Genomic DNA, 21,098 nt, shown 5'->3' with positions numbered 1-21,098 from the left:
TTGTTACCTGATCGAATAGATAAGCATTCGCACATCCGCACATCAAAAATTCGCACATTATATTCCTGTATAACTTCCGGGTGTGATTTTCTTTAATTCTTCTTTAATCGCGTCGCTTACCTGTAACCGGTCAACAAAATCAGCTATGGTTTGTGCATTTACCTGTGTATTAGTACGGGTGAGGTCCTTTAATGCTTCGTACGGGTTTGGATAAGCTTCCCTGCGCAGTATGGTTTGAATTGCTTCAGCAACAACAGCCCAATTTGCTTCAAGATCAGCATCAATGGCAGCATTATTAAGCAATAATTTGTTTAAACCCTTAATGGTCGATTTTATAGCGATCAAAGTATGCCCAACAGGCACGCCGATATTACGTAACACCGTCGAATCAGTAAGGTCACGCTGCAGTCTTGAAATAGGTAATTTAGCTGCAAAATGTTCGAATAGTGCATTTGCAATGCCCAGGTTTCCCTCTGAATTTTCAAAATCAATCGGATTGACCTTATGTGGCATAGCCGAAGAACCGATTTCACCTTCCTTTATTTTTTGCTTGAAATAATTCATGGAGATATAGGCCCACATGTCGCGGTCCAAATCAATCAGAATATTATTTATCCTTTTTAAAGCATCGCATTGCGCAGCAAAATTATCGTAGTGTTCTATCTGGGTGGTGAATTGTGAGCGACTCAAGCCTAAAATATCATTTACAAAATGATTGCCGAACGCCTTCCAGTCAATTTCTGGATAGCCTATATTATGCGCATTGTAATTTCCTGTGGCACCTCCAAATTTGGCAGAATAAGGGATCGGTTTTAAAAGGGTCAATTGATTTTCCAGACGCTCCACAAAAACCATGATCTCCTTTCCCAAACGGCTTGGCGAGGCCGGTTGGCCGTGGGTATGCGCCAGCATGGATACCTGTTGCCAATCTGCCGCATATTTTTTTAATAAACTAACCAACTCATTAATAGCAGGATAGTAAGAGTTATTTAACGCTTCCTTAAATGAATATGGAATAGCGGTATTATTAATATCCTGTGATGTTAATCCAAAGTGAATGAACTCTTTGTAGGCCTCTAAACCGCCTAATTTATCGAATTCCTTTTTTATAAAATATTCAACCGCCTTAACGTCATGATTGGTGGTTTTCTCAATCTCCTTTATACTGGCAGCATCTTCTTCAGTGAAATTTTTGTAAATGGCGCGTAACTTTTCGGACACATTTTTATCAAACTTTTGTAACTGTGGCAAAGGGTGTTCACAAAGTGCTATGAAATATTCAATTTCAACAAACACCCGGTATTTTATAAGCGCATATTCTGAAAAGTATGCAGCAAGCTCTGCAGTGGTATTACGATAGCGTCCGTCGATAGGTGAAATAGCTGAAAGAGGAGTGAGGGTCATGTTTCTTTGATTTTTTGCAAAGATAGTAATTGATATGAGGATGCGAGGATATGCGGATGTGCGAATTTGCCAAAGAGGAGAAGAAGAAATTTACGACAGATCTTTCATTAGCACATCCTTCATTTGTCATCCGCACATCAAAAATTCGCACATCCGCACATTAATCTGTGGAAACTTTGAAATCTAAAAATGTTTCCTTAGTTTTGACCCGGAAAGTCAATGAGTCAAATAGAAAGAATAATTCAGGGTGGCGAGGAACTGTTTTTAACGGCAGGGATCAAAAGCGTAACAATGGACGACATAGCCAAACATTTGGGCATGTCGAAGAAAACTATTTACCAGTTTTTTAAGGATAAAAATGAACTGGTGATAGCCTTAGTTAAAAAGAAACTAAAGGAAGACGAGGATCAGATTGCCGAGATCATGAGTAAATCGGGCAACGTGATAGAGGAGCTGATCAATATGATGAAATGCTCAGAGGATATTTTTTCACGGATTAATCCGATAGTGATCCATGATATGCAGAAGTATCACCCTGATGCATGGTCTGAGTTTCAAAAGTTTAAGGCCGACGTATTGATCAGCACTTTAGAAGAGCTTTTAACAAAAGGTATGAAGCAAGGTTACATTCGGCCGGATATTGACGTAAGGATAATTGCACGGATGAGGGTGAGCCAGGTGGAGATGGGTTTTAATACAAGCATATTTCCGATGGCCGAGTTTAATCCATGGAAGGTACAGGTGCAATTTTTAGAACATTTTAACTATGGTATTTGCACACTTAAAGGCTACAAGCTTTTAAACCAGTATAAAAATATAAACGAAGAATAAATAATACTGCTGACATACGGCTGTCATTAACCGACACGAATTTTGAATCGGCATAAAAAGAAAACAAATCACAACTATATAAAATGAAACATATACTAATAATAATATGCCTGGTAAGCGGAATTACCTTAAAAGGGTTTTCGCAACAGGCAGCTCCGGATAGCCAGCGATATAATTTTAGCATACAGGATTGTATCAATTACGCTTATGCGCATCAGGACTCTGTGCTAAACGCGTCGCTGGATGTAAAGAGCGCCGATTACAAAGTAAAAGAAACTATCGGCATTGGATTACCCCAGGTAAGCGGATCAGCAGTTTTTCAGGATTATTTAAAAACGCCTACAGTTATTTTTGGTGGGCAAAAATTTAGTATTTACCAAAGATATAACAACACGAACAGTATCAACTTAAACCAGATCTTGTTTGATGGGTCTTATCTGGTCGGTTTACAAGCAGCTAAAACGTATAAAGAATTATCACAACGTAGCTTCACGAGGTCAAAAATTGAAGTGAACGTTAATGTTACTAAGGCCTACTATCAAGTACTTGTTAGTAATGAACAGCTTAGATTACTTGATGCCAATATTAAACAGATAAAGCAACAATTGGACGAAACAATACAACAAAACAAGCAAGGCTTTGTAGAAAAGATTGATGTAGACCGTTTAACAGTTCAATATAATACCTTGATTAGCAATAAGGAAAATACTGTTCGTCTGCTCGTTTTAAATTATCAAGTGTTGAAGTTTCAAATGGGAATGCCAATTGAAAACGAAATTATACTAAAAGACAAGCTTGAAGATATTAGTCTCGCTAATAATCTTGCTGATTTTACAAGCGACACTACATTTTATCGTAACCGTATTGAATACGGACTTACAGAAACTAATCTGAAATTGAATCAATATGACCTGAAACGTAAAAAAACGGCATTGATTCCAACATTATCATTTAATGGAAGCACTGGATTACAATTTCAAAATGAAGCGATCGGGAAATTATTTAATACTAGTTATCCCTCAACTTACATTGGCCTTACTTTAAATGTTCCGATTTTTAGTGGATTTCAAAAATCTAATCAGATAAAGCAATCACAAATAACAGTTCTTAAATCTAAAAATGACTTGTACAACCTTAAAAATGCTTTAAGTCTACAAGCAAGTCAAGCCAGAATTACATATGTAAATGGCTTGCAAACACTAAACGTTCAGAAACAGAATCAAGCGTTAGCAGAAGAAGTATTGCGGGTGTCAAGAATTAAGTATCAACAGGGAGTAGGCTCGAGCATCGAAGTAACCCAAGCACAATCTGCGTTAGAAGACGCTGATAATAAATACATACAGGGACTTTACGATGCGCTTGTCAGCAAAGTTGACCTTGATAAAGCATACGGACGAATTAAATAACAATCAAACAATCACAATATACTATAGAACGATGAAAAAATTAATATACATACCGGCTTTAATTTTACTGGCAGCTTGTGGTGGCAAGCCGAAGGATAAAAAAACCGAGCTCGCAGATCTTAAAAAGCAGCAGGCAGACCTGGGAACAAAAATTGCCAAACTACAGGCAGAAGTTGGGACTACAGATTCAGCTAAAACTACCGATGTTAGCTCGGTGGTATTGAAACCGGCGGATTTTACAAACTATGTGCAAATCCAGGGTAAAATTGACGCACAGGACAATGTAACAGCGTATCCGCAGGCACAAGCTGTTATTACTGCAATTTATGTAAAACCCGGTCAGCATGTTGGCAAGGGACAGACTTTGGTGCAATTGGATAATAGTGTGCTACAGCAAAATATTGCGCAATCAGAATCGCAGGTTACTTTAAATCAAACGCTATTTCAGCGTCAAAAGAACCTGTGGGACCAGAAAATTGGAACAGAAGTTCAGTTTTTGCAGGCTCAAACTACCTTGCAAAGCAGCAAAAAGGCCCTGGATGCGCTTAAACAACAAGCCAGCCAATACCGGATAGTTTCACCAATAAATGGCACAGTGGATCAAATGGATTTAAAATTAGGCCAGGTTGCCGTACCGGGCACAACCGGGATCAGGATTGTTAATGCTGATGTTTTAAAAGTTAAGGCTGATGTGCCTGAGTCGTATGCGAGCAGCGTTAACACAGGAAACACCGTTAAAATATTAGTGCCTGATGCCAACGACTCATTAACCACCAAAGTAACATTCGCCGCCAAGGTTATTGACCCTACGTCACGTAGTTTTGGAGTAGAGATAAAATTACCGGTGCGTAAAAGTTTACGCCCGAACATGACAGCTATTATACAGATAGCCAATTACTCTAAACCTAATACCATTGTAGTGCCGGTTAAGGCGATTCAAAAATCAGAAGCCGGCGATTATGTTTTTGTAAATAATAACGGAATTGCAAAAAGGGTAAATGTTAAGGTTGGTGCTACTTATGGCGGACAGTCCGAAATATTATCAGGTTTAAAAAGCGGTGACGAACTGGTTACCGAAGGCGCCACTGAAATTGAAGATGGCGACAAAATAAAGATTTTAGCTGCTGGTAATTAATTAAATAACAATTTGATCTGTTAACTATGAAAGATCTTAAAAAGGAATTTGGGCCCTCAAGTTGGGCCATAGAGAATAAAACAGCTGTTTACGTACTCATATTTTTGATTACAGTATTAGGGCTTATCAGCTATAATAACTTACCGAAGGAAAATTTTCCGGATATAGCACAATCAAAGGTGTTTATAACAACCTCATTTTTGGGCCAATCACCGCAAAATGTTGAGAATCTTGTAACAAGGCAAATTGAAAAGCAACTCAAATCATTAAAAGGGTTAAAGAAAGTAACTTCAAATTCCGTTCAAAATGTATCTATAATTACAGCGGAATTTCAGGCAAATATTAAAATTAAGGATGCAAAAATTGACGTAAAGGATGCGGTTGATAAGGCCAAGCAGGATTTACCGCAGAATGACGTAAACCTTAAAGAATCAATTATATCTGATATTAATGTTGCCGATTTGCCTATTTTATACATAAATATATCGGGTGATTACGACCTCAAAAGACTTAAAGAATATGCTGATATCTTAAAGGATGAAATAGAAAGCTATAAAGAAATCTCTAAAGTTGACGAGGTGGGTGCTTTGACGCCGGAGATCCAGGTTAATGTAGATATGAATAAGATGGCCGCAGCTCAGATTAGCTTCAATGATATAATCCAGGCTATAGGAAATGAAAATATTTTATCATCTGCAGGCAGCGTCAAAAGCGATGGCGTACGACGAAGCATTGATATTAAGCAAGATTTCAAAAATGCAGATGAGGTAAAAGCCATGGCAATCAGAAATCCAAAAGGGCAGGCAGTTTATCTGCGAGATATAGCCGATGTGAAGGATTCATTTTTAGAGCAGGAAAGCTATGCGCGTTTAAAAACGAATGATAACCCAAATTTTAAAAATGTTATTACGTTAAACGTTAGTAAAAGGGCTGGAGAAAATCTTATTCAGGCATCTGACAAGATAAATGATCTAATAAAGCAAAAACAAAAAACAGTTTTCCCAAAAGGATTGAATATCACCGTAACTGGCGACCAGTCGGATAAAACCCGCACCACCTTAAACGACTTAATCAATACTATTGTAATTGGCTTTTTATTGGTAACCGTAATCCTTATGTTCTTCATGGGGACTACTAATGCCATATTTGTGGCCCTATCCGTTCCACTATCCTGTTTTATTGCGTTCCTGGTGATGCCGGTTATTGGCTTTACGCTGAATATGATCGTGCTTTTCTCTTTCCTGCTTGCGTTAGGTATAGTAGTGGATGATGCTATTGTGGTAATTGAAAATACGCACAGGATATTTGCTAATGGAAAAGTAGCTATCAAGGAGGCTGCCAAGATGGCGGCCGGTGAAGTGTTTTTACCTGTATTTTCAGGTACAATGACCACCCTTGCTCCATTTGTACCATTGGCTTTCTGGAATAGTTTGATTGGGCACTTTATGTTCTTTTTACCTATTACCCTGATCATAACTTTGTTGGCTTCATTGGTTGTAGCGTACATCATGAACCCGGTATTTGCGGTTGATTTTATGAAGCCTCATCATGAAGGTGAGCACGACAATCCAAAGTTCGACAGGAAGGTTAAACGCGCAATGATATTTTTAGGTATTGGTACTGTGCTTGGCTATTTGATCAATATAGGTTTTGGTAATTTTATGGTACTTATTATAGTGCTTTATCTGCTGAATCATTTTGTGTTCCTGCGAATTATTGACAAGTTCCAGAAAAATGCGTGGCCGCGTTTCAAAGATTGGTATGCTAAATGGCTTGAAAGGGCTGTACGCAGACCTTTGACAGTTTTGGCAGGCACAGTGGTTCTGTTTGTAGCTGCTTTAATGATAAATCATTTTTTAGGAAAGACACCGGAGTTTTTCCCGTCAGGGGACCCTAACTTTGCGTATGTATATATTACTATGCCAATAGGTACCGATCAGGCTACTACCAACGAGGTTACCAAAAAGCTTGAAAGGCGTGTGGCAGAAGTAGTTGAACCCGATAAAGCAATTGTAACATCTATTATATCGAATGTAACCAAGGGGGTTACTGACCCAACTGATGAAGACCAGGGCGATTACGAAAATAAAGGAAAAGTAACCGTGGCTTTTGTTGAGTTCGGGAAACGAAACGGCAAGGATACTAAAAAGGTGTTGGCTAATATCCGTGCAGCCGTGCAAGGGGTTCCGGGGGCTAAAATATCGGTAACCCAGGAAAATAGCGGACCGCCGGTACAAAAAGATATCAGTATCGAACTTGTTGGAGATAACCTCGATTCATTGGTAAAGACCGGGAATCGCTTAAAAGCATACATCGCCAAGCAGAACATTCCAGGTATTGAAAATCTTGTTGCCGATGTGCAAAACGATAAACCTGAAATTGTTTTTGACATTGATCGTGAAAGAGCGAATCGTGAAGGCATTTCAACAAAGACAATTAATGACAATCTACAGGCAGCTGTTTTTGGGATTCCGGCTGCAAATTTTAGAAATACAAAGGAAGATGATTATAAAATACAGGTAAGAGCGCTTGAAAGCCAGCGTGGTAATATTGATGAACTGCGTAATTTGAAAGTTACCTATCGAGACCTTGCGACAGGAGGAGCCATACGTCAGGTACCAATCTCGGCATTTACTGATGTACGTTATACTACAACATATAGTAATATAAAACGTAAGCAGCAAAGACGGGTGCTTACGTTGGGTTCAAATGTTATTAAGCCATTTAATGCTAATGATGTTAACGCAGGTATTCTGCGTGCTATAGGTACTTTTAAAGCACCAGATAATATTTCGATAAAGATGGGTGGTGGCCAGGAAGACCAAATGGAAGCAATGATGTTTTTGTTGGGCGCTTTAGGTACATCTTTTGGGTTGATTTTAGTCATCTTGATGATCCAGTTTAATTCAATTGGTAAAACCTTCATTATTCTCAGCGAGATATTATTCAGTATAATAGGGGTGTTGCTAGGGATAAGCCTATTCGGGATGACCATGTCGATTGTAATGACAGGGATAGGTATCATAGCCCTGGCTGGCGTAGTGGTCCGTAACGGAATCCTGTTGGTTGAGTTTACTGATATGTTGATTGAGCAGGGGGTAAGCCTGCACGATGCGGTTGTAGAAGCAGGCCATACCCGTATGACACCGGTATTGTTAACCGCAACTGCTGCTATCCTGGGCTTAATACCGTTGGCGGTAGGTTTCAACATTGATTTTGTTGGGCTATTCACCCATTTTGAACCGCATATTCACTTTGGGGGCGATAACGTAGCTTTCTGGGGGCCCTTAGCATGGACAATGATTTTCGGTTTGGGCTTTGCAACTGTTATTACTTTAATTTTAGTGCCTTGTATGTACTTGATAAGAGTTAACCTGAAAAATAGGTTATTCGGTAAAAAGGAAAAAGTAACCGAAACTAAACTTGAAGAAGCTACAGTTTAGACAATAATTCAATCATATAGAGCAGCCTTTCAATTATTTGAAAGGCTGTTTTTGTTTTATGCCCATTTTATGGGGATATATTTTAGGAATGATTGTTGCGGCCATAAATATCTATGAAAACATCATTAAATAATAAATCGCCAAAACCACTTTGGCAGGTGATAGGCCTTGGTATACTTGCAGGAATGCGTACAACATCGGCGCCAGCAATAGCAAGTCATATTTTAAGCCGACACAAAACAAACCGTCTTTCAGGATCGCCATTAAAATTTATGCAGTCGGATAGGGTGGCAATTGGTATGAAGGTATTGGCAATAGGCGAGTTGGTTGGTGATAAATTGCCGCAAACACCCAATAGAACAAGTATGGGCGGTATAATAGGCAGGTGCTTGTCCGGCTCTCTTGCCGGAGCCGCTATCTACAAGGCATCAGGCAAGAACGCCCTTACGGGTGCACTGGTAGGTTCAGTGATTGCAATGGGATCAACCTTCGGAAGCTATTACCTTCGCAAATTTGTGGTAGACAAAACGCACGTTTTCGACCCATATATAGGTGCAATTGAGGACGTTTTAGTGATTGGTTCAGGGGTGGGCTTAATCATAACAGCGTAATTTTGTTGTTATAATGTTGCGTTCATATAGGTACGACCGTACATATGTTTAGAAAAATTGATAAGTTTGTTAAAAAAGTCAGGATATAGAACAACCAATTTTACCTTACACAAGTATAGCACTATATAATTATCTATAATGATTTCAGCTACAGATCAGCAGGACGTAAAAAAAGAAAAGATATTAGAAGCTGCGCATCACAGGTTTTTACACTTTGGTTATTCAAAAACTACAATGAATGAAATAGCCGGCGACCTTTCTATGTCCAAGGCCTTGCTATATTATTATTTTCCCGATAAAAGCCAATTGTATGTTGCCGTAATGCGTAAGGTTGCCGGAGAATATTTGAAAAGTCTTGCAGATAGGATAAACACCTTTACCAATTTAAAGGAGGCGTTTATATTTCAGATTGATACCCAACACGATTTTATAGTAACAAATTATAATTTTTTCGATTTTTTCAGACTGAATGAACAGAATTTGCCTGATATGATCTGGGATATCGTTAAACAGGTTCATGAGTCGGAAACGGAACTTTTGGTTAGCGCGATAAAGACAGAAGTGGAACGGGGGCAGATAAAATCTGTAGACAACCCCACAGAGGTTGTGGAGCTTTTATTGGATGCCTTGCACGGGGTTAGGGTAAAATCATTATCTCACAAAAAAACAATGTTCCCCAACAAGGAGCATTTGGACGAGATTCGTTCAAAACGCTTAATGCTTGCCGATATTTTCATTAAAGGATTGATGTATTAGTCTAATATTAAGCCCCATACTGTCACCCGCCAGTCAAAAGAAATGAACGGACATTTAAGACGAAAACATTATTGATATATTTGACTAAATAATTGATTTGGTCAAATATTGACTGATAAAATTATCAGATACTTCTAATAGAGGTGATTGTTTTAGAGTGATTGAAGCAGGCCCGGGAATATTCCGGGCCTGCTTTTTTTTAAATGAGGACCTTGACTCATGATCGCGTATTTACCTTATCGTGCACATCGAAATATGATCGAGATGATAAGGATGATCACAATCCACAATACTACTATTCCCTGTTTTGTGGTTTTTATCTTGGCCTCCCTGTCGGCATCATAATCCTTCCGCATACTCACTCAGTTAAGATTGGAATTTAAATCTAATAAAAGAGGAATACGAAAACCAAATTCCGCTCAAATAGTTGCGGCAAAATTCTTCATTATAAAGTATTGGTTTAAAACAGGTTAACCAAAGAATAAATATGCTACGAAAATGGCTGCAATGATACCTGCGAGATCAGCGAAGAGACCAGCTGGGATAGCGTACCGGGATTTTTTTATGCCGATAGAACCGAAATACAGCGCCACTATGTAAAAGGTGGTATCAGCTGAGCCATTGAAGATACAACCAAGCCGGCCGGCAAAGCTGTCGGGTTTATAGGTCGTCATGATATTTATCATCATCCCCTTTGACCCCGAGCCACTCAATGGTTTCATATACGCTACCGGCATGGCGTCTACAAAACGTGTATCAAAACCAAGCTGTGTAACCACCCAGCGTAATCCGTCATTCATGTAATCCAAAGCGCCACAAGCTCTAAAAACTGCTATGCCAACAAGCATGGCGACAAGGTATGGGATGATCTTAACCGACGTTTCAAATCCGCTTTTGGCCCCATCAATAAACCCTTCAAATACATTTACTTTTTTATACAAGGCGCCTGTAATAAATATTACCGGGATGGAAAATAGCATCAAATTACTGGCCACTTTCGACACTAATCCAATTTGTCCCTTCGTTAAAAATACGGTAAAGTACCAAACCAATAACACGATAAAGCAGGTAATTCCGCCCAGCCAGGCTATAATAACCCTGTCGAAGAGGTTTATTTTTTGTTTAATGGCAACCAGCAACATGCCGGATATTGCCGATACAAACGTTGCGATAATGCAGGGGATAAATATATCAGTTGGGTCCTTTGCATTTAAAATGGCGCGTTGAGCAATTATAGTAACGGGCAAGAGCTGCAGACCTGAAGTAAGCAGTACCAAGTACATGATCTGCGCATTAGAGGCAGTTTCCTTATCCGGGTTTAAATCCTGTAAACTGTTAATTGCCTTAAGGCCGAGGGGGGTTGCGGCATTATCAAGTCCTAATAAATTTGCCGAAAAACTCATTAATACCTGCCCCGTAGCTGGGTGATTTTTAGGTACTTCAGGAAAAAGACGGCTAAAAAAAGGGCCTACAATACGCGAAAGAAAATTTATAGCGCCGGCTTTTTCTCCAATATTCATAATACCCAGCCAAAACGCCATATTACCCGCTAAGGGCAAGGCAATATCCATTACTGAAGATTTGGAGGATGTAAAGATCGCGTTAACTAAATGCGAGAAGATCTCGGTATCGCCAAAAAATATCAGCCTGATAAGCGCAATTACAAATGCTATCAGGAAAAAAGCTACCCAGATATAGTTAAGAGCCATAGAATTATTAAAGCTTTGAAGATAAAGTTTTTTGATAATTAAATACGAATAACCATCTTTAATTGATTTTTATTCTCCGAATTTATACCTCAACTAATAATGATCGACACAATAACCAGGCTTAAGGATACAATTGACGAACTTTTAAATGCTGATATCAACAGCATAGATTGGGTAGTAAAGCCTGGCCCGGATAAATGGTCGAAAAAGCAGATAATCGGGCATTTGATTGACAGTGCGCAAATTAACCTGCAACGCTTTGTACGCTGTACTTACGAGGAAAACTTTAAGCTGACTTATGAACAGGTGGAATGGGTGGAGGCACAACACTATCAGCAAGCGGACATTAATGAATTGCTGGGTTTATGGAAATTACTGAACCTGCAAATTTCACGGGTGCTGGCAAATTATCCGCCGGAAAGATTGCAGGCAAAATGTGATAACAGTAAAACAACCCAAAGCCTGCATGCAATTGATTGGCTGGCGGCAGATTATGTGGAGCACATGAGGCATCATTTAAAACAAGTAATTAATTTGAAATAAAATATGAACCCGCTAACCGAAGCCTGGCAAATTCATAACCGAATTAATTTGTATTTGCTGGAGCATATTGATGAGGCTAATTTAAATGACATCTCCGCCTCAAAAGGCCGTACAGTCGGTGAGCAGTTTGCTCATATGCATAATGTTCGTTTGATGTGGTTAAAGGCTGCTGATCCGTTGCTACTGGAGAGCCTGGTTAAGATAGAAAAAGAAAATATAAATAAGGATGGACTGGCGACCGGGTTGAATGCGAGTGGAGATGCAATAGCGCAACTATTTGAAAAAACGTACACTGATGGTAAAGTAAAAGGGTTTAAACCGAACGCCACAGGATTTTTAGGATATCTCGTATCCCATGAATCACATCATCGGGACAGATTATGCTTTCATTAAAACAATCCGGACATCCGGTAGATAAAAAAATACAATTTGGAATATGGGAATGGGGGACAAGATAACGATACCGACTGCGGGATATTCCGGTACGCCGCTGGCAAAAAAGCTGGGTATAAAACAAGGAGATAATATAATGCTCGTTAATGCACCCGACTATTATTTCAACCTGTTTACAGATTTGCCAGACGATCTTCATATCAATGATAATTCAGTTTTGAAAAAGGATCTGATCCATTTCTTTACCGGTCAAAAAGATGAGTATTTGAGCAAACTTCCCGACTTAAAGGAGCGGATCAAATCAAACGGTATAATCTGGGTATCATGGCCAAAGAAGGCATCAAAAGTTGTTACCGATATCTCTGAAGATATCATCCGGAACTATGCCTTGCAAATAGGCCTGGTGGATATTAAGGTATGTGCGGTAGACAAAACATGGTCGGGTTTGAAATTGGTGATCCCTGTTAAGGATAGGGGCTAGTGTTATGTCAACCACAAATGTTGTATAGTTAGAACAGGATTTACTCACAAATCTGTATAGCTATTTCAGGAATATGGGTTAACAGGGTTAACATAGTTTCATGTTAACCTTGTTGTAAATACCTGTTAGTCAATTACTTGAATATATTTCTTGAAAAACAGGGTTAACATTTTGGTATAACTATTTACTCAATATCAATTCATAAATGACATGAAACCAGTTGATTAGGAGTTTTCATTTAATGGTCGGCTTTTCAGGCCGAGGCCCCGTAAACGGATGACTTCAGGCGAATAAATAGGATAAGTTTCATATTTATATAGGGAATATTACATCCGCGTTAAACTTTCAATCAGGTAAAGTATTACCTTAGCTTTGTTATTACAAATAATAAATATATGCCTAAAATAGAGTTATCGCGGGTAAAAGGCGATTTTGGCTTCGAGGCCAAAGATGAAAACGGTCACGTTGTAAGAATGGACAGCAGCCCTGAAAGTGGCGGCTGGGATTTCGGTGTACGTCCAATGCAAATGTTGTTGATGGGCCTTGCAGGCTGCTCGGCAATTGATGTGATCACCATATTGAAAAAGCAACGCCAGGAAATTAAGGATTATAAAATGGTTGTTAACGGCGAACGTGAAGCTGGGAAAGAGCCATCTCTATGGAAAGATATAAATATCGAATTTCACCTTTATGGACACATTGACGAAGATAAGGCTGTTAAAGCTGTAGAGTTGTCTATTAATAAATATTGTTCTGTTGCAGCTACGCTGGATAAGGCGGGCGCCGATATAAAATGGCGCGTGTTTGTTCACTCAGCGTGATAGCGATTTAAGAAAAAGTAATTTTTAAAAGTCCTGCCGGTTCAACCAGCAGGACTTTTAACTTTAAATACGGTCTATTTATGGTGTTTACGTTCCTCTATAGTCCCGTTAAAAGAGATTGGGTCACGATTGTTACTGAATACCTGGAGAGACGCATAGCCGTTTTCGGAAATATTTAATCGTAAATAACGGACATCCTTCGATCCCTGCATATTGTTCTCCTTAGGAGTTATCGTTATGTCAAAGCCGCCTTTTTTACCAGGCTTCTCTACATAGCTGAAATTTGTTGAAGTAAATTTCACGCCTCCATCACTTGGGTCTGACGGTGCTAAGGTAACTCTTCCAAAGTATGGCAAATATGCTACTATGGTATCCTTTGAAACAACCAGGTCATAGCCATAACTTAGCGACCTTGAGTTCCCTCTTTGCGGGATGACGTAGTTTGCCTCAAAAACATAGTTCTTATCAGTTACTATTTTTGTTATAGTGGCTACCCGTGCAGCCTTTTTATCTTTTGCTGTTTTTTGCGCGTTTGCAACAGTTGCGAACATGGCAATAAAAACCAATACAAGAGTTGGCTTAATTAATGTCTTCATAGATTAGTAATTTAAGGTTTAACGATTAATAAGTTAATCTAATATACGACATAAAATTTTATTGAGAACAAGAAAGCCGCTCATTTAAAGCGGCTTTCTTATTCATTAAATTGTTGTTTTATATCAGGTTAACGCTGCGGTTCACAAATTCTGTAAGTTCAGCACCTGTTAATAAACCCTGGGATAACAAGGCCAAATCAAAAGCTTGTTTTGAAAGCGCTGATTGTACTTCTTCATTTTCTTCCTGCAGGATCCGGCTGATCAGTTTATGGTTGCCGTTTACAATTACCTTGTAGTTATCGGGCATGCTGCCATAAAAACCCATACCGCCACCCATAGCTGCCATTTCCTTCATGCGGCGCATAAACTCATCCATGGTTACCGTTACCGGCAATTCATCAGGGTTCAGGCTTTCCAGTTCAACTTTATAAGCTGGCTTGTTAATAGCCTTATCAAAGATGCCCTTCACTTTGGTTATCTGTTCTTCGGTCAGCACGGTTTCAGGTGCGTCTTCCTTCTTGATCAGTTTATCGGCAACATCTGCATCAACGCGTTTAAATGATGTTTTCTCCAGTTTTTGCTCCAAATGACCAATAAAGTGATTATCGATAGGGGAGTTCATTAATAAAATGTCGTAACCTTTTTTGTTAGCCGACTGGATGAACGCATCCTGTTTATCAGGATCATTGGTATATATGTAAGTAAGCTGGCCATCCTTGTCTGTTTGCTCCGGTTCAACTTTGTCCTTGTATTCAGATAAGGTAAAGTTTTCCTTTTTAGTGTTAGTTAATAAAACGAAGTCTTTTCCTTTATCATAAAACTTGTCTTCGCTCACCATCCCGTACTTTACAAACAGGCCGATGTCGGTCCATTTTTCTTCATAAGCTTTACGATCCGCTTTAAATAGCTCTGACAATTTATCAGCTACCTTTTTGGTGATATAGCTGTTGATCTTTTTAACGTTTCCATCCGCCTGCAAAAAGCTGCGGGAAACATTCAACGGAATATCCGGTGAATCGATAACACCGTGCAGCAGCATTAAAAACTCAGGAACGATATCCTTTACCTCGTCGGTGATAAATACCTGGCGCGAGAATAATTTGATCTTATTTTTCTGGATCTCGAAATCGTTCTTAAGCTTAGGGAAATAAAGTACGCCGGTTAAGTTGAAAGGATAATCTACATTCAAGTGGATCCAGAACAACGGATCTTCCGAGAACGGATAAAGCTGCTTGTAAAAGTCGAGATAATCCTCATCCTTTAATTCAGATGGCGCTTTTGTCCAGATCGGGTTGGTATCGTTGATGATGTTATCAGTTTCAACCGATTTGTATTTTGTTTTTCCTTCTTCATCAACACCGTCTTCCTCTTCCTGTGTGTTTGTACCAAACTTAATGGGAACAGGTAAAAATTTACAATATTTATCAAGGATCTGTTGTATACGGTGTTTGCTTAAAAACTCTTCAGATTCCTTATTGATATGCAGGGTTATTTCAGTACCTCTTTCAGCAAGGCTGCCTTCGCTCAATTCAAACTCGGTGCTGCCGTCGCAGGTCCAATGAGCCGGTTCTGCACCATCCTGGTAAGATAAAGATTCAATTTCAACTTTATCAGCAACCATGAACGCAGAATAAAAACCTAAGCCAAAACGTCCGATTATTTCGTTGGCATCTTTAGCTTCTTTAAACTTCTCCATAAACTCGGTGGCGCCGGAGAATGCGATCTGGTTAATGTATTTTTTTATTTCTTCGGCGGTCATCCCCAGGCCATTATCAGATATGGTGATGGTTTTTGCTTTTTCGTCGAAGGCAACTTCAACGCGCAGGTCGCCAAGTTCCCCGTTATACTGACCTAATGAAGCCAGGCGCTTTATTTTTTGGGTAGCATCAATGGCATTGGATACCAGTTCCCTTAAAAATATCTCGGTATCGGAGTATAAAAACTTCTTGATGATCGGGAAAATGTTTTCGGTATGGATCGAAATCGTGCCTTTTTCTTGCATAATATTATCTGTTTAGAAAATTAATGTTTTAGTGATAACCTTGCACATCAATGCCTGTTCCAAACGTTGTTTAGTTGACAAATTGGCAGAGGGGTAACATATATAGTTTATTGCTTTAATAATTTTAATCTTACATTTAGTTCGCCTTTAAGTTCCGACAAATGAAAACTACTGCATTCAGCATTTTTATTTTATTACTGGCTTTTGGTTGCTCAAACAAACATCAAATTAAGGAAAGCGACAAAATTGTGGTGGATACCTCCTTTTTGTCTGACGAAAATTTCAATTATAAAAACATAGCCAATACAAATCAAGTCTCTTTTTTGAGGGCAACAGCAAAAGGTGGAGGTATTGACAGCGTTATGTATGCAGATTCGTCGCAAAAACAGAGATATAAACCACTTTCCGCAAATCAAAGAGGTTATTTTTTAGCTCCATTTTTACCGAAAGATTATGGGGTCAAATATGCAAAAGACATAATGTACGCGTGGTTTGTTTCAAAACAAAATAAGATAGGTAATTTTCAACCGATAATACTCCAAGTCGAAGGAAATGACTACGAATCTTTAAGTTTGATACTGTTGGACGAAAATTACAAACCAGTAAGTGAACTTAACCTGGATGAAGAAAATATCCTTCCTGAGCACCGAGATAATTTAAATCTCATTTACAATTTAAAAAGCTATTCTATTCTAAACAAAAATGTGATAACATCTTATAGAATAACCGAGATTCGTTATAAAGATTCAACAGAAAGGAGCATCGTTGTGGATTCAAACGTTTTTAAAAGCATCATCAACAAAGACGGAACTATTTCAACTAAACAAATGGAAAAAATAAAGTCAAGGCTTTCTAAATGATTAAGCCAGGCTCTTTAAAAGGCCTTCAAAAATATGTTTTATTTTTTCTGCCGTTTCCTCATCCGAAATATTCCCTTTATCATCCATTTTCGACCTGATAAAAGGGATCAACAAAGTAGCATCTTTCTGTAAATCAGCATCAATTGCGCCTAATATTTTAATTAAAGCTGCATGCCCGTTCTCACCACCGGTTGAAGCGGTAATCAGGGCTGTTGACTTACCCGAAAACGATCCGCTCGAAACCGTCCAGTCCAAAGCGTTTTTAAGCTGGCCCGGTACGCCAAAGGCATATTCCGGCGTACATATGATAATGGCGTCAGCATTTGAAATCAAGCTGCGAAGTTCAGAAACAGCCTGTGGCGGGTTTTCATTATCATTTCCAGGATCAAACGGCGGGATCTGGGCCAGGCTATCGTATACGAAATAATCGACATCAGCCGACACAGTCGCTCCTAAATAACGCAGAATATTATGGTTTGACGAGCCGGGGCGAAGACTGCCGGAAATAGCAAAGATTCTTTTTTTTGGTGATGGGAGCATTTAGAGAATTGTTTTCACAATACTACCTCTTAAAATTAAAATGCAAATTAAAACACATCAATTATGTGGTTCTATTGACTTATAGCGTGCCGGTATCGCAAGCTCTTGAAATATATTAACTACAATAATCAAATGAACTATTCCCTTTTGCACAATATCTAACCCATATCGTAAACAAACGGGTTAGATATTGTACGTTTAGAAGCCTTGTGACCTATTGGAGGCATATTTTCATTGTACATCCAGGGTTTCCAGGACACCCTACTGTAGCACAAGTTTTATCACCAGTAGTACAGTCACTATCAACATTACATAAGTTTGTACATTGCGGTAGGCAGCCAAAAGTGCCACCAGCTATATTTCTCATTTCTGCACGGCTGAGTTTTTTTAAATTTTCCATGATGTTAGTTACGTTTAATTGTTTTTAATTTCTCAATTCAGATCATCCACTTTGGCAGGAATCTCCCAAACGGAAACATTCAACAATGTTTTCGGTCGCGATTTAGGTCGTTTGGTTTTATCTATACCTCCTTGATTTTTGTGCCTACGTTATAATTTGGAATACCAAACACTTTACATAGCTAATCAAGATTAAATAAAATACAAACGGAAATCTTGCGAACAAATAAAGGTTTAGGTCGTTATGCTTAGGGAAACATAGTCAAAACAAGGTCGGAATAATTTTTCACTAAATCAAATTTAATTATTGACTGGTAATTTCAGAACTAGTTGCTACCCGCCGCGCTAAACTGCAATATAAACGTCGATCCCAAGCCATCTGTAGACTGCACCTGGATGTTTCCTTTGTGTAAAAGCATAATCTGCTTACAAAGGCTCAAACCGATACCACTGCCTGTTTTACGTGTACTGAAGAATGGGATAAAGATCTTATCAAGTAATTCCGGCGGCATGCCTAAGCCATTATCAGATACTTTTACCAGCGTACGGTTATTACTTTGGATCTCGGCGGATAGTGTAAGGCGCGGTTCTTCGCGATCTTTTACCGCCTCAATAGCGTTAACGATCAGGTTGATCAACACCTGCTCAATCAGGTTTAAGTCGGCCTCGATGGCAAGGGTAGGGTCGCGCAATATGATTTCCAGCTCAATGTGTTTCTTCTCCAATGTAGGGCGCATCAGCTGACTTAAAGCCTCAAACATATTGCGCACCAGGATCTTTGTCAAATCAAGTTTGGTAATCTTATTTAAGCTTCGATAGCTTTCGGTAAACTTAAGTAAACCCTCGCTGCGGCGCTTAATGGTATCGATGCCTAACTCTAAATCTTCCAGCTGGCTGCTAACCGGGCTATTTGCTATCTCAGGGCTTTGCAGGCGGTTCTTTAATGTATCGGCCAGGGACGATATCGGCGCAACCGAGTTCATGATCTCATGCGTCATTACGTTCAAAAGCTTTTGCCATGCCTTTGATTCAGTTTCATCCAGCGCTTCGCTAACGTTTTGAAAGGCTATCAGTTTATAAACTTTTTCCTCGCTCCGCATAGCGCTGGCGCTCACTAATATTTTCACCAATTGTTGGTTACGGGTAACCGTTAAGATCTTGCTATCACCGGGCTTAAGCTTCATTAGCTCATTGTAAAGTACTTCCTCGCGTTTTTCAAGCGAATGAATGGTTTTCAGATAGGGGACACCGATCAGCTTTTTAAATGATTCATTGATCCAGCCGGTTTCGCCTGTTTCCAGTTCATAAGATAAAATCCCAGTGTCAACCAGTTCAAGGATTTTTTGTAAGTACTGATATTGCGTTTCCCTTTCGCGACTGATCAGCTTAAATGTGGTATTGATCTCGTTAAATCCTTTACGCAACGGCTTTAACTCATTGGGTGCCTTGCGGACATCAAAATGCCTTGAAAAATCGCGATAGTGAATGGATTCAACAAATTGGCTTACTTCATCCTGTGCTTTTTTCTGGAAACGGATCAGGTCGAGCACCTGGTAGCCGCAAAGCGGAAGCGTTATCACCAAAAACAACGGCGGGCCTTGTGTCACCAAATACGATGAAACACATAAGGTGATGAACATTAAAATAACACGCAGCACCAGCCGCCATTCGTAACGGTTAAATATCATATTTGCTCAATCTGCGGTAAAGGGCCGTACGGGTTAATCCCAATTCTTTAGCTGCCCTGGTAATGTTGCCATTATGTTTCTCGATAACCCTTAAGATGGCATTTTTTTCCAGGGTGCTTAACTGGATATTATCATCATCAATTATTGTTTCACCGGGAGTTTCAAGAATTGAAAATATCAGGTCGTCAGGTCGCAGGATATGATCGTCAGCCATAATCACGGCCCGCTCGATGGTATATTGCAGCTCCCGAACATTACCGGGATAATTGTAGGATTTTAATTTCTGAACAGCCGCAGTATCAAAATCAACCGATGGCTTTAAATATTTGCTGGCATAAAGTTTCGCAAAATGGCGGGCGATAATTACGATATCATCATTACGCTTGCGCAGCGGCGGCATATTTATTTCCACCGTGTTGATACGGTAGATCAAATCCTTACGGAAGCGGCTTTCATTTGCCAGTTCAGATAAAGGAAGGTTGGTAGCACAGATCAAACGGATATCAATATCAACGGCCTTGTTTGTCCCCAAGCGGGTAACCTGCCTGTTTTGCAACACGGTTAATAGCTTGGCTTGCTGCTGTAATGAGATGTTTCCAATTTCATCCAGAAACAAAGTACCACCCTGGGCATCTTCAAACCGACCCGATCGGTCTTCGCGGGCATCAGTATAAGCTCCTTTTTTATGCCCAAACAGCTCGCTCTCAAACAAAGTATCGGTAAGCGCACCAACATCCACTTTAATAAAGGGTTTATCGGCACGTAACGATCTTTCGTGAATCGCCTTCGCCATCAGGTCCTTACCGGTTCCGTTCTCACCCAAAAGCAAAATATTGGCGTCGGTAGGGGCAATTTTATTCACCTTATGAAAAATGTCCTGCATCACTTCCGATTCGCCAAGTATTGAGGTATCACCAGTTGAGCTTTTACCGCTTGCCTTCACTGTTTTAACGCCTTCCTTTTTATCAAGAAGATCTTTTATGGTATCGATCAGCTTTTCGTTATGCCATGGCTTCACAATAAAATCATTCGCACCTTCCTTCAATGACCGTACCGCAAGGTCTATGTCGCCGTAGGCAGTTATCATGATCACACAAACAGCCGGCTTCCACTCCTTGATCTTGCGCAGCCAGTATAAACCTTCGTTGCCGGTATTGATAGCGCTGTTAAAGTTCATGTCAAGCAAAACAAGATCAACCTGGTTACGCTGCAGCAACCAGTTTAGATTTTCCGGATTCTTTTCGGTTATGATTTCCTGAGCCTCAGTTTTAAGCAACAGCTTAACGGCCGTAAGCACATCAGGATCGTCGTCAACAATTAAAACGGTAGCTTTTTTTAGTATCATTCTTTATAAGTTCAGTAGTTCACTGGTTCATTAGTTCATTGGTGGCTGGTCTGTTATTTTATGTTGTATCATAAACTAATAAAAACAGATACCGATGAATTTACCAATAATACTATATTTATCATTTATTGTGCA

The 21,098-nt window shown here is 39.4% G+C and carries 19 protein-coding genes; 11 read left to right on the top strand and 8 right to left on the bottom strand.

What is annotated here, in order from left to right:
* Positions 1–57 precede the first annotated feature (57 nt).
* Complete coding sequence (gene purB / locus KXD93_RS04560) at positions 58–1,404, bottom strand: adenylosuccinate lyase (protein ID WP_258135679.1); 1,347 nt, start codon at positions 1,402–1,404, stop codon at positions 58–60.
* Positions 1,405–1,623: 219 nt separating this feature from the next.
* Between purB and KXD93_RS04555 the strand changes: the two genes are divergently transcribed.
* The 6 genes from KXD93_RS04555 (at position 1,624) to KXD93_RS04530 (ending at position 9,586) form a co-directional block, all read left to right on the top strand.
* Positions 1,624–2,235 carry a TetR/AcrR family transcriptional regulator gene (locus KXD93_RS04555; protein ID WP_258135678.1) on the top strand — a complete coding sequence of 204 codons (612 nt, stop codon included), beginning with the start codon at positions 1,624–1,626 and terminating at the stop codon, positions 2,233–2,235.
* 83 nt (positions 2,236–2,318) lie between these two features.
* Positions 2,319–3,641, top strand: a complete 1,323-nt coding sequence (locus KXD93_RS04550; protein ID WP_258135677.1) for a TolC family protein — start codon at positions 2,319–2,321, stop codon at positions 3,639–3,641.
* A 31-nt stretch (positions 3,642–3,672) separates the two neighbouring features.
* Positions 3,673–4,776 carry an efflux RND transporter periplasmic adaptor subunit gene (locus tag KXD93_RS04545; RefSeq protein WP_258135676.1) on the top strand — a complete coding sequence of 368 codons (1,104 nt, stop codon included), beginning with the start codon at positions 3,673–3,675 and terminating at the stop codon, positions 4,774–4,776.
* Positions 4,777–4,802: 26 nt separating this feature from the next.
* Entirely contained in the window at positions 4,803–8,219 is a 3,417-nt protein-coding gene (locus KXD93_RS04540) for an efflux RND transporter permease subunit (protein ID WP_258135675.1), read from the top strand.
* A gap of 113 nt (positions 8,220–8,332) precedes the next feature.
* Positions 8,333–8,830, top strand: coding sequence for a DUF4126 family protein (locus KXD93_RS04535; protein ID WP_258135674.1), 498 nt, complete (start codon positions 8,333–8,335; stop codon positions 8,828–8,830).
* A 138-nt stretch (positions 8,831–8,968) separates the two neighbouring features.
* The gene (locus tag KXD93_RS04530) at positions 8,969–9,586 is read left to right on the top strand and encodes a TetR/AcrR family transcriptional regulator (RefSeq protein ID WP_258135673.1); all 618 of its coding nucleotides are present in this window, start codon (positions 8,969–8,971) and stop codon (positions 9,584–9,586) included.
* Between the two features lie 470 nt (positions 9,587–10,056).
* Here KXD93_RS04530 and KXD93_RS04525 read toward each other — a convergent pair whose 3' ends face one another.
* Positions 10,057–11,295, bottom strand: coding sequence for a spore maturation protein (locus tag KXD93_RS04525; protein WP_258135672.1), 1,239 nt, complete (start codon positions 11,293–11,295; stop codon positions 10,057–10,059).
* Positions 11,296–11,394: 99 nt separating this feature from the next.
* On the opposite strand from KXD93_RS04525, the gene KXD93_RS04520 reads away from it, so the two are divergent.
* From KXD93_RS04520 to KXD93_RS04505, 4 genes are all read left to right on the top strand, one after another.
* On the top strand, positions 11,395–11,838 hold the full coding sequence (locus tag KXD93_RS04520) for a DinB family protein (RefSeq protein ID WP_258135671.1): 444 nt from the start codon (positions 11,395–11,397) through the stop codon (positions 11,836–11,838).
* A 3-nt stretch (positions 11,839–11,841) separates the two neighbouring features.
* A complete protein-coding gene (locus tag KXD93_RS04515; RefSeq protein WP_258135670.1) occupies positions 11,842–12,231 on the top strand; it encodes a DinB family protein in 390 nt (129 codons plus the stop codon).
* A gap of 43 nt (positions 12,232–12,274) precedes the next feature.
* Positions 12,275–12,712 (top strand): DUF3052 family protein, encoded by a 438-nt coding sequence (locus KXD93_RS04510; RefSeq protein ID WP_258135669.1) that lies wholly within the window; start codon positions 12,275–12,277, stop codon positions 12,710–12,712.
* A 395-nt stretch (positions 12,713–13,107) separates the two neighbouring features.
* Positions 13,108–13,533 (top strand): OsmC family protein, encoded by a 426-nt coding sequence (locus KXD93_RS04505; protein ID WP_258135668.1) that lies wholly within the window; start codon positions 13,108–13,110, stop codon positions 13,531–13,533.
* Between the two features lie 74 nt (positions 13,534–13,607).
* On the opposite strand, the gene KXD93_RS04500 is transcribed toward KXD93_RS04505, so the two are convergent.
* Positions 13,608–14,129 carry a DUF4251 domain-containing protein gene (locus tag KXD93_RS04500; RefSeq protein ID WP_258135667.1) on the bottom strand — a complete coding sequence of 174 codons (522 nt, stop codon included), beginning with the start codon at positions 14,127–14,129 and terminating at the stop codon, positions 13,608–13,610.
* A 118-nt stretch (positions 14,130–14,247) separates the two neighbouring features.
* Positions 14,248–16,131, bottom strand: coding sequence for a molecular chaperone HtpG (gene htpG, locus KXD93_RS04495; protein ID WP_258135666.1), 1,884 nt, complete (start codon positions 16,129–16,131; stop codon positions 14,248–14,250).
* 161 nt (positions 16,132–16,292) lie between these two features.
* Here htpG and KXD93_RS04490 point away from each other — a divergent pair, with 161 nt between their 5' ends.
* Positions 16,293–16,991 (top strand): hypothetical protein, encoded by a 699-nt coding sequence (locus KXD93_RS04490; protein WP_258135665.1) that lies wholly within the window; start codon positions 16,293–16,295, stop codon positions 16,989–16,991.
* On the opposite strand, the gene KXD93_RS04485 is transcribed toward KXD93_RS04490, so the two are convergent.
* The 4 genes from KXD93_RS04485 to KXD93_RS04475 all read right to left on the bottom strand — a co-directional run bounded on the left by KXD93_RS04485 (position 16,992) and on the right by KXD93_RS04475 (position 20,963).
* Positions 16,992–17,531 (bottom strand): NADPH-dependent FMN reductase, encoded by a 540-nt coding sequence (locus KXD93_RS04485; RefSeq protein WP_258135664.1) that lies wholly within the window; start codon positions 17,529–17,531, stop codon positions 16,992–16,994. It lies immediately after the preceding gene.
* Positions 17,532–17,745: 214 nt separating this feature from the next.
* Positions 17,746–17,931, bottom strand: a complete 186-nt coding sequence (locus KXD93_RS30695) for a bacteriocin-like protein (RefSeq protein ID WP_444700097.1) — start codon at positions 17,929–17,931, stop codon at positions 17,746–17,748.
* 325 nt (positions 17,932–18,256) lie between these two features.
* Complete coding sequence (locus KXD93_RS04480; RefSeq protein WP_258135663.1) at positions 18,257–19,618, bottom strand: sensor histidine kinase; 1,362 nt, start codon at positions 19,616–19,618, stop codon at positions 18,257–18,259.
* On the bottom strand, positions 19,608–20,963 hold the full coding sequence (locus KXD93_RS04475) for a sigma-54-dependent transcriptional regulator (protein ID WP_258135662.1): 1,356 nt from the start codon (positions 20,961–20,963) through the stop codon (positions 19,608–19,610). Before KXD93_RS04475 ends, KXD93_RS04480 begins: the two co-directional genes overlap by 11 nt.
* Positions 20,964–21,098: the final 135 nt, after the last annotated feature.

The organism is Mucilaginibacter phenanthrenivorans (assembly GCF_024721155.1).
GTDB classification, from domain to species: domain Bacteria; phylum Bacteroidota; class Bacteroidia; order Sphingobacteriales; family Sphingobacteriaceae; genus Mucilaginibacter; species Mucilaginibacter phenanthrenivorans.
The sequence above is the reverse complement of the archived record's forward strand: the minus strand, read 5'-3'. Positions and strand labels throughout refer to the sequence as shown.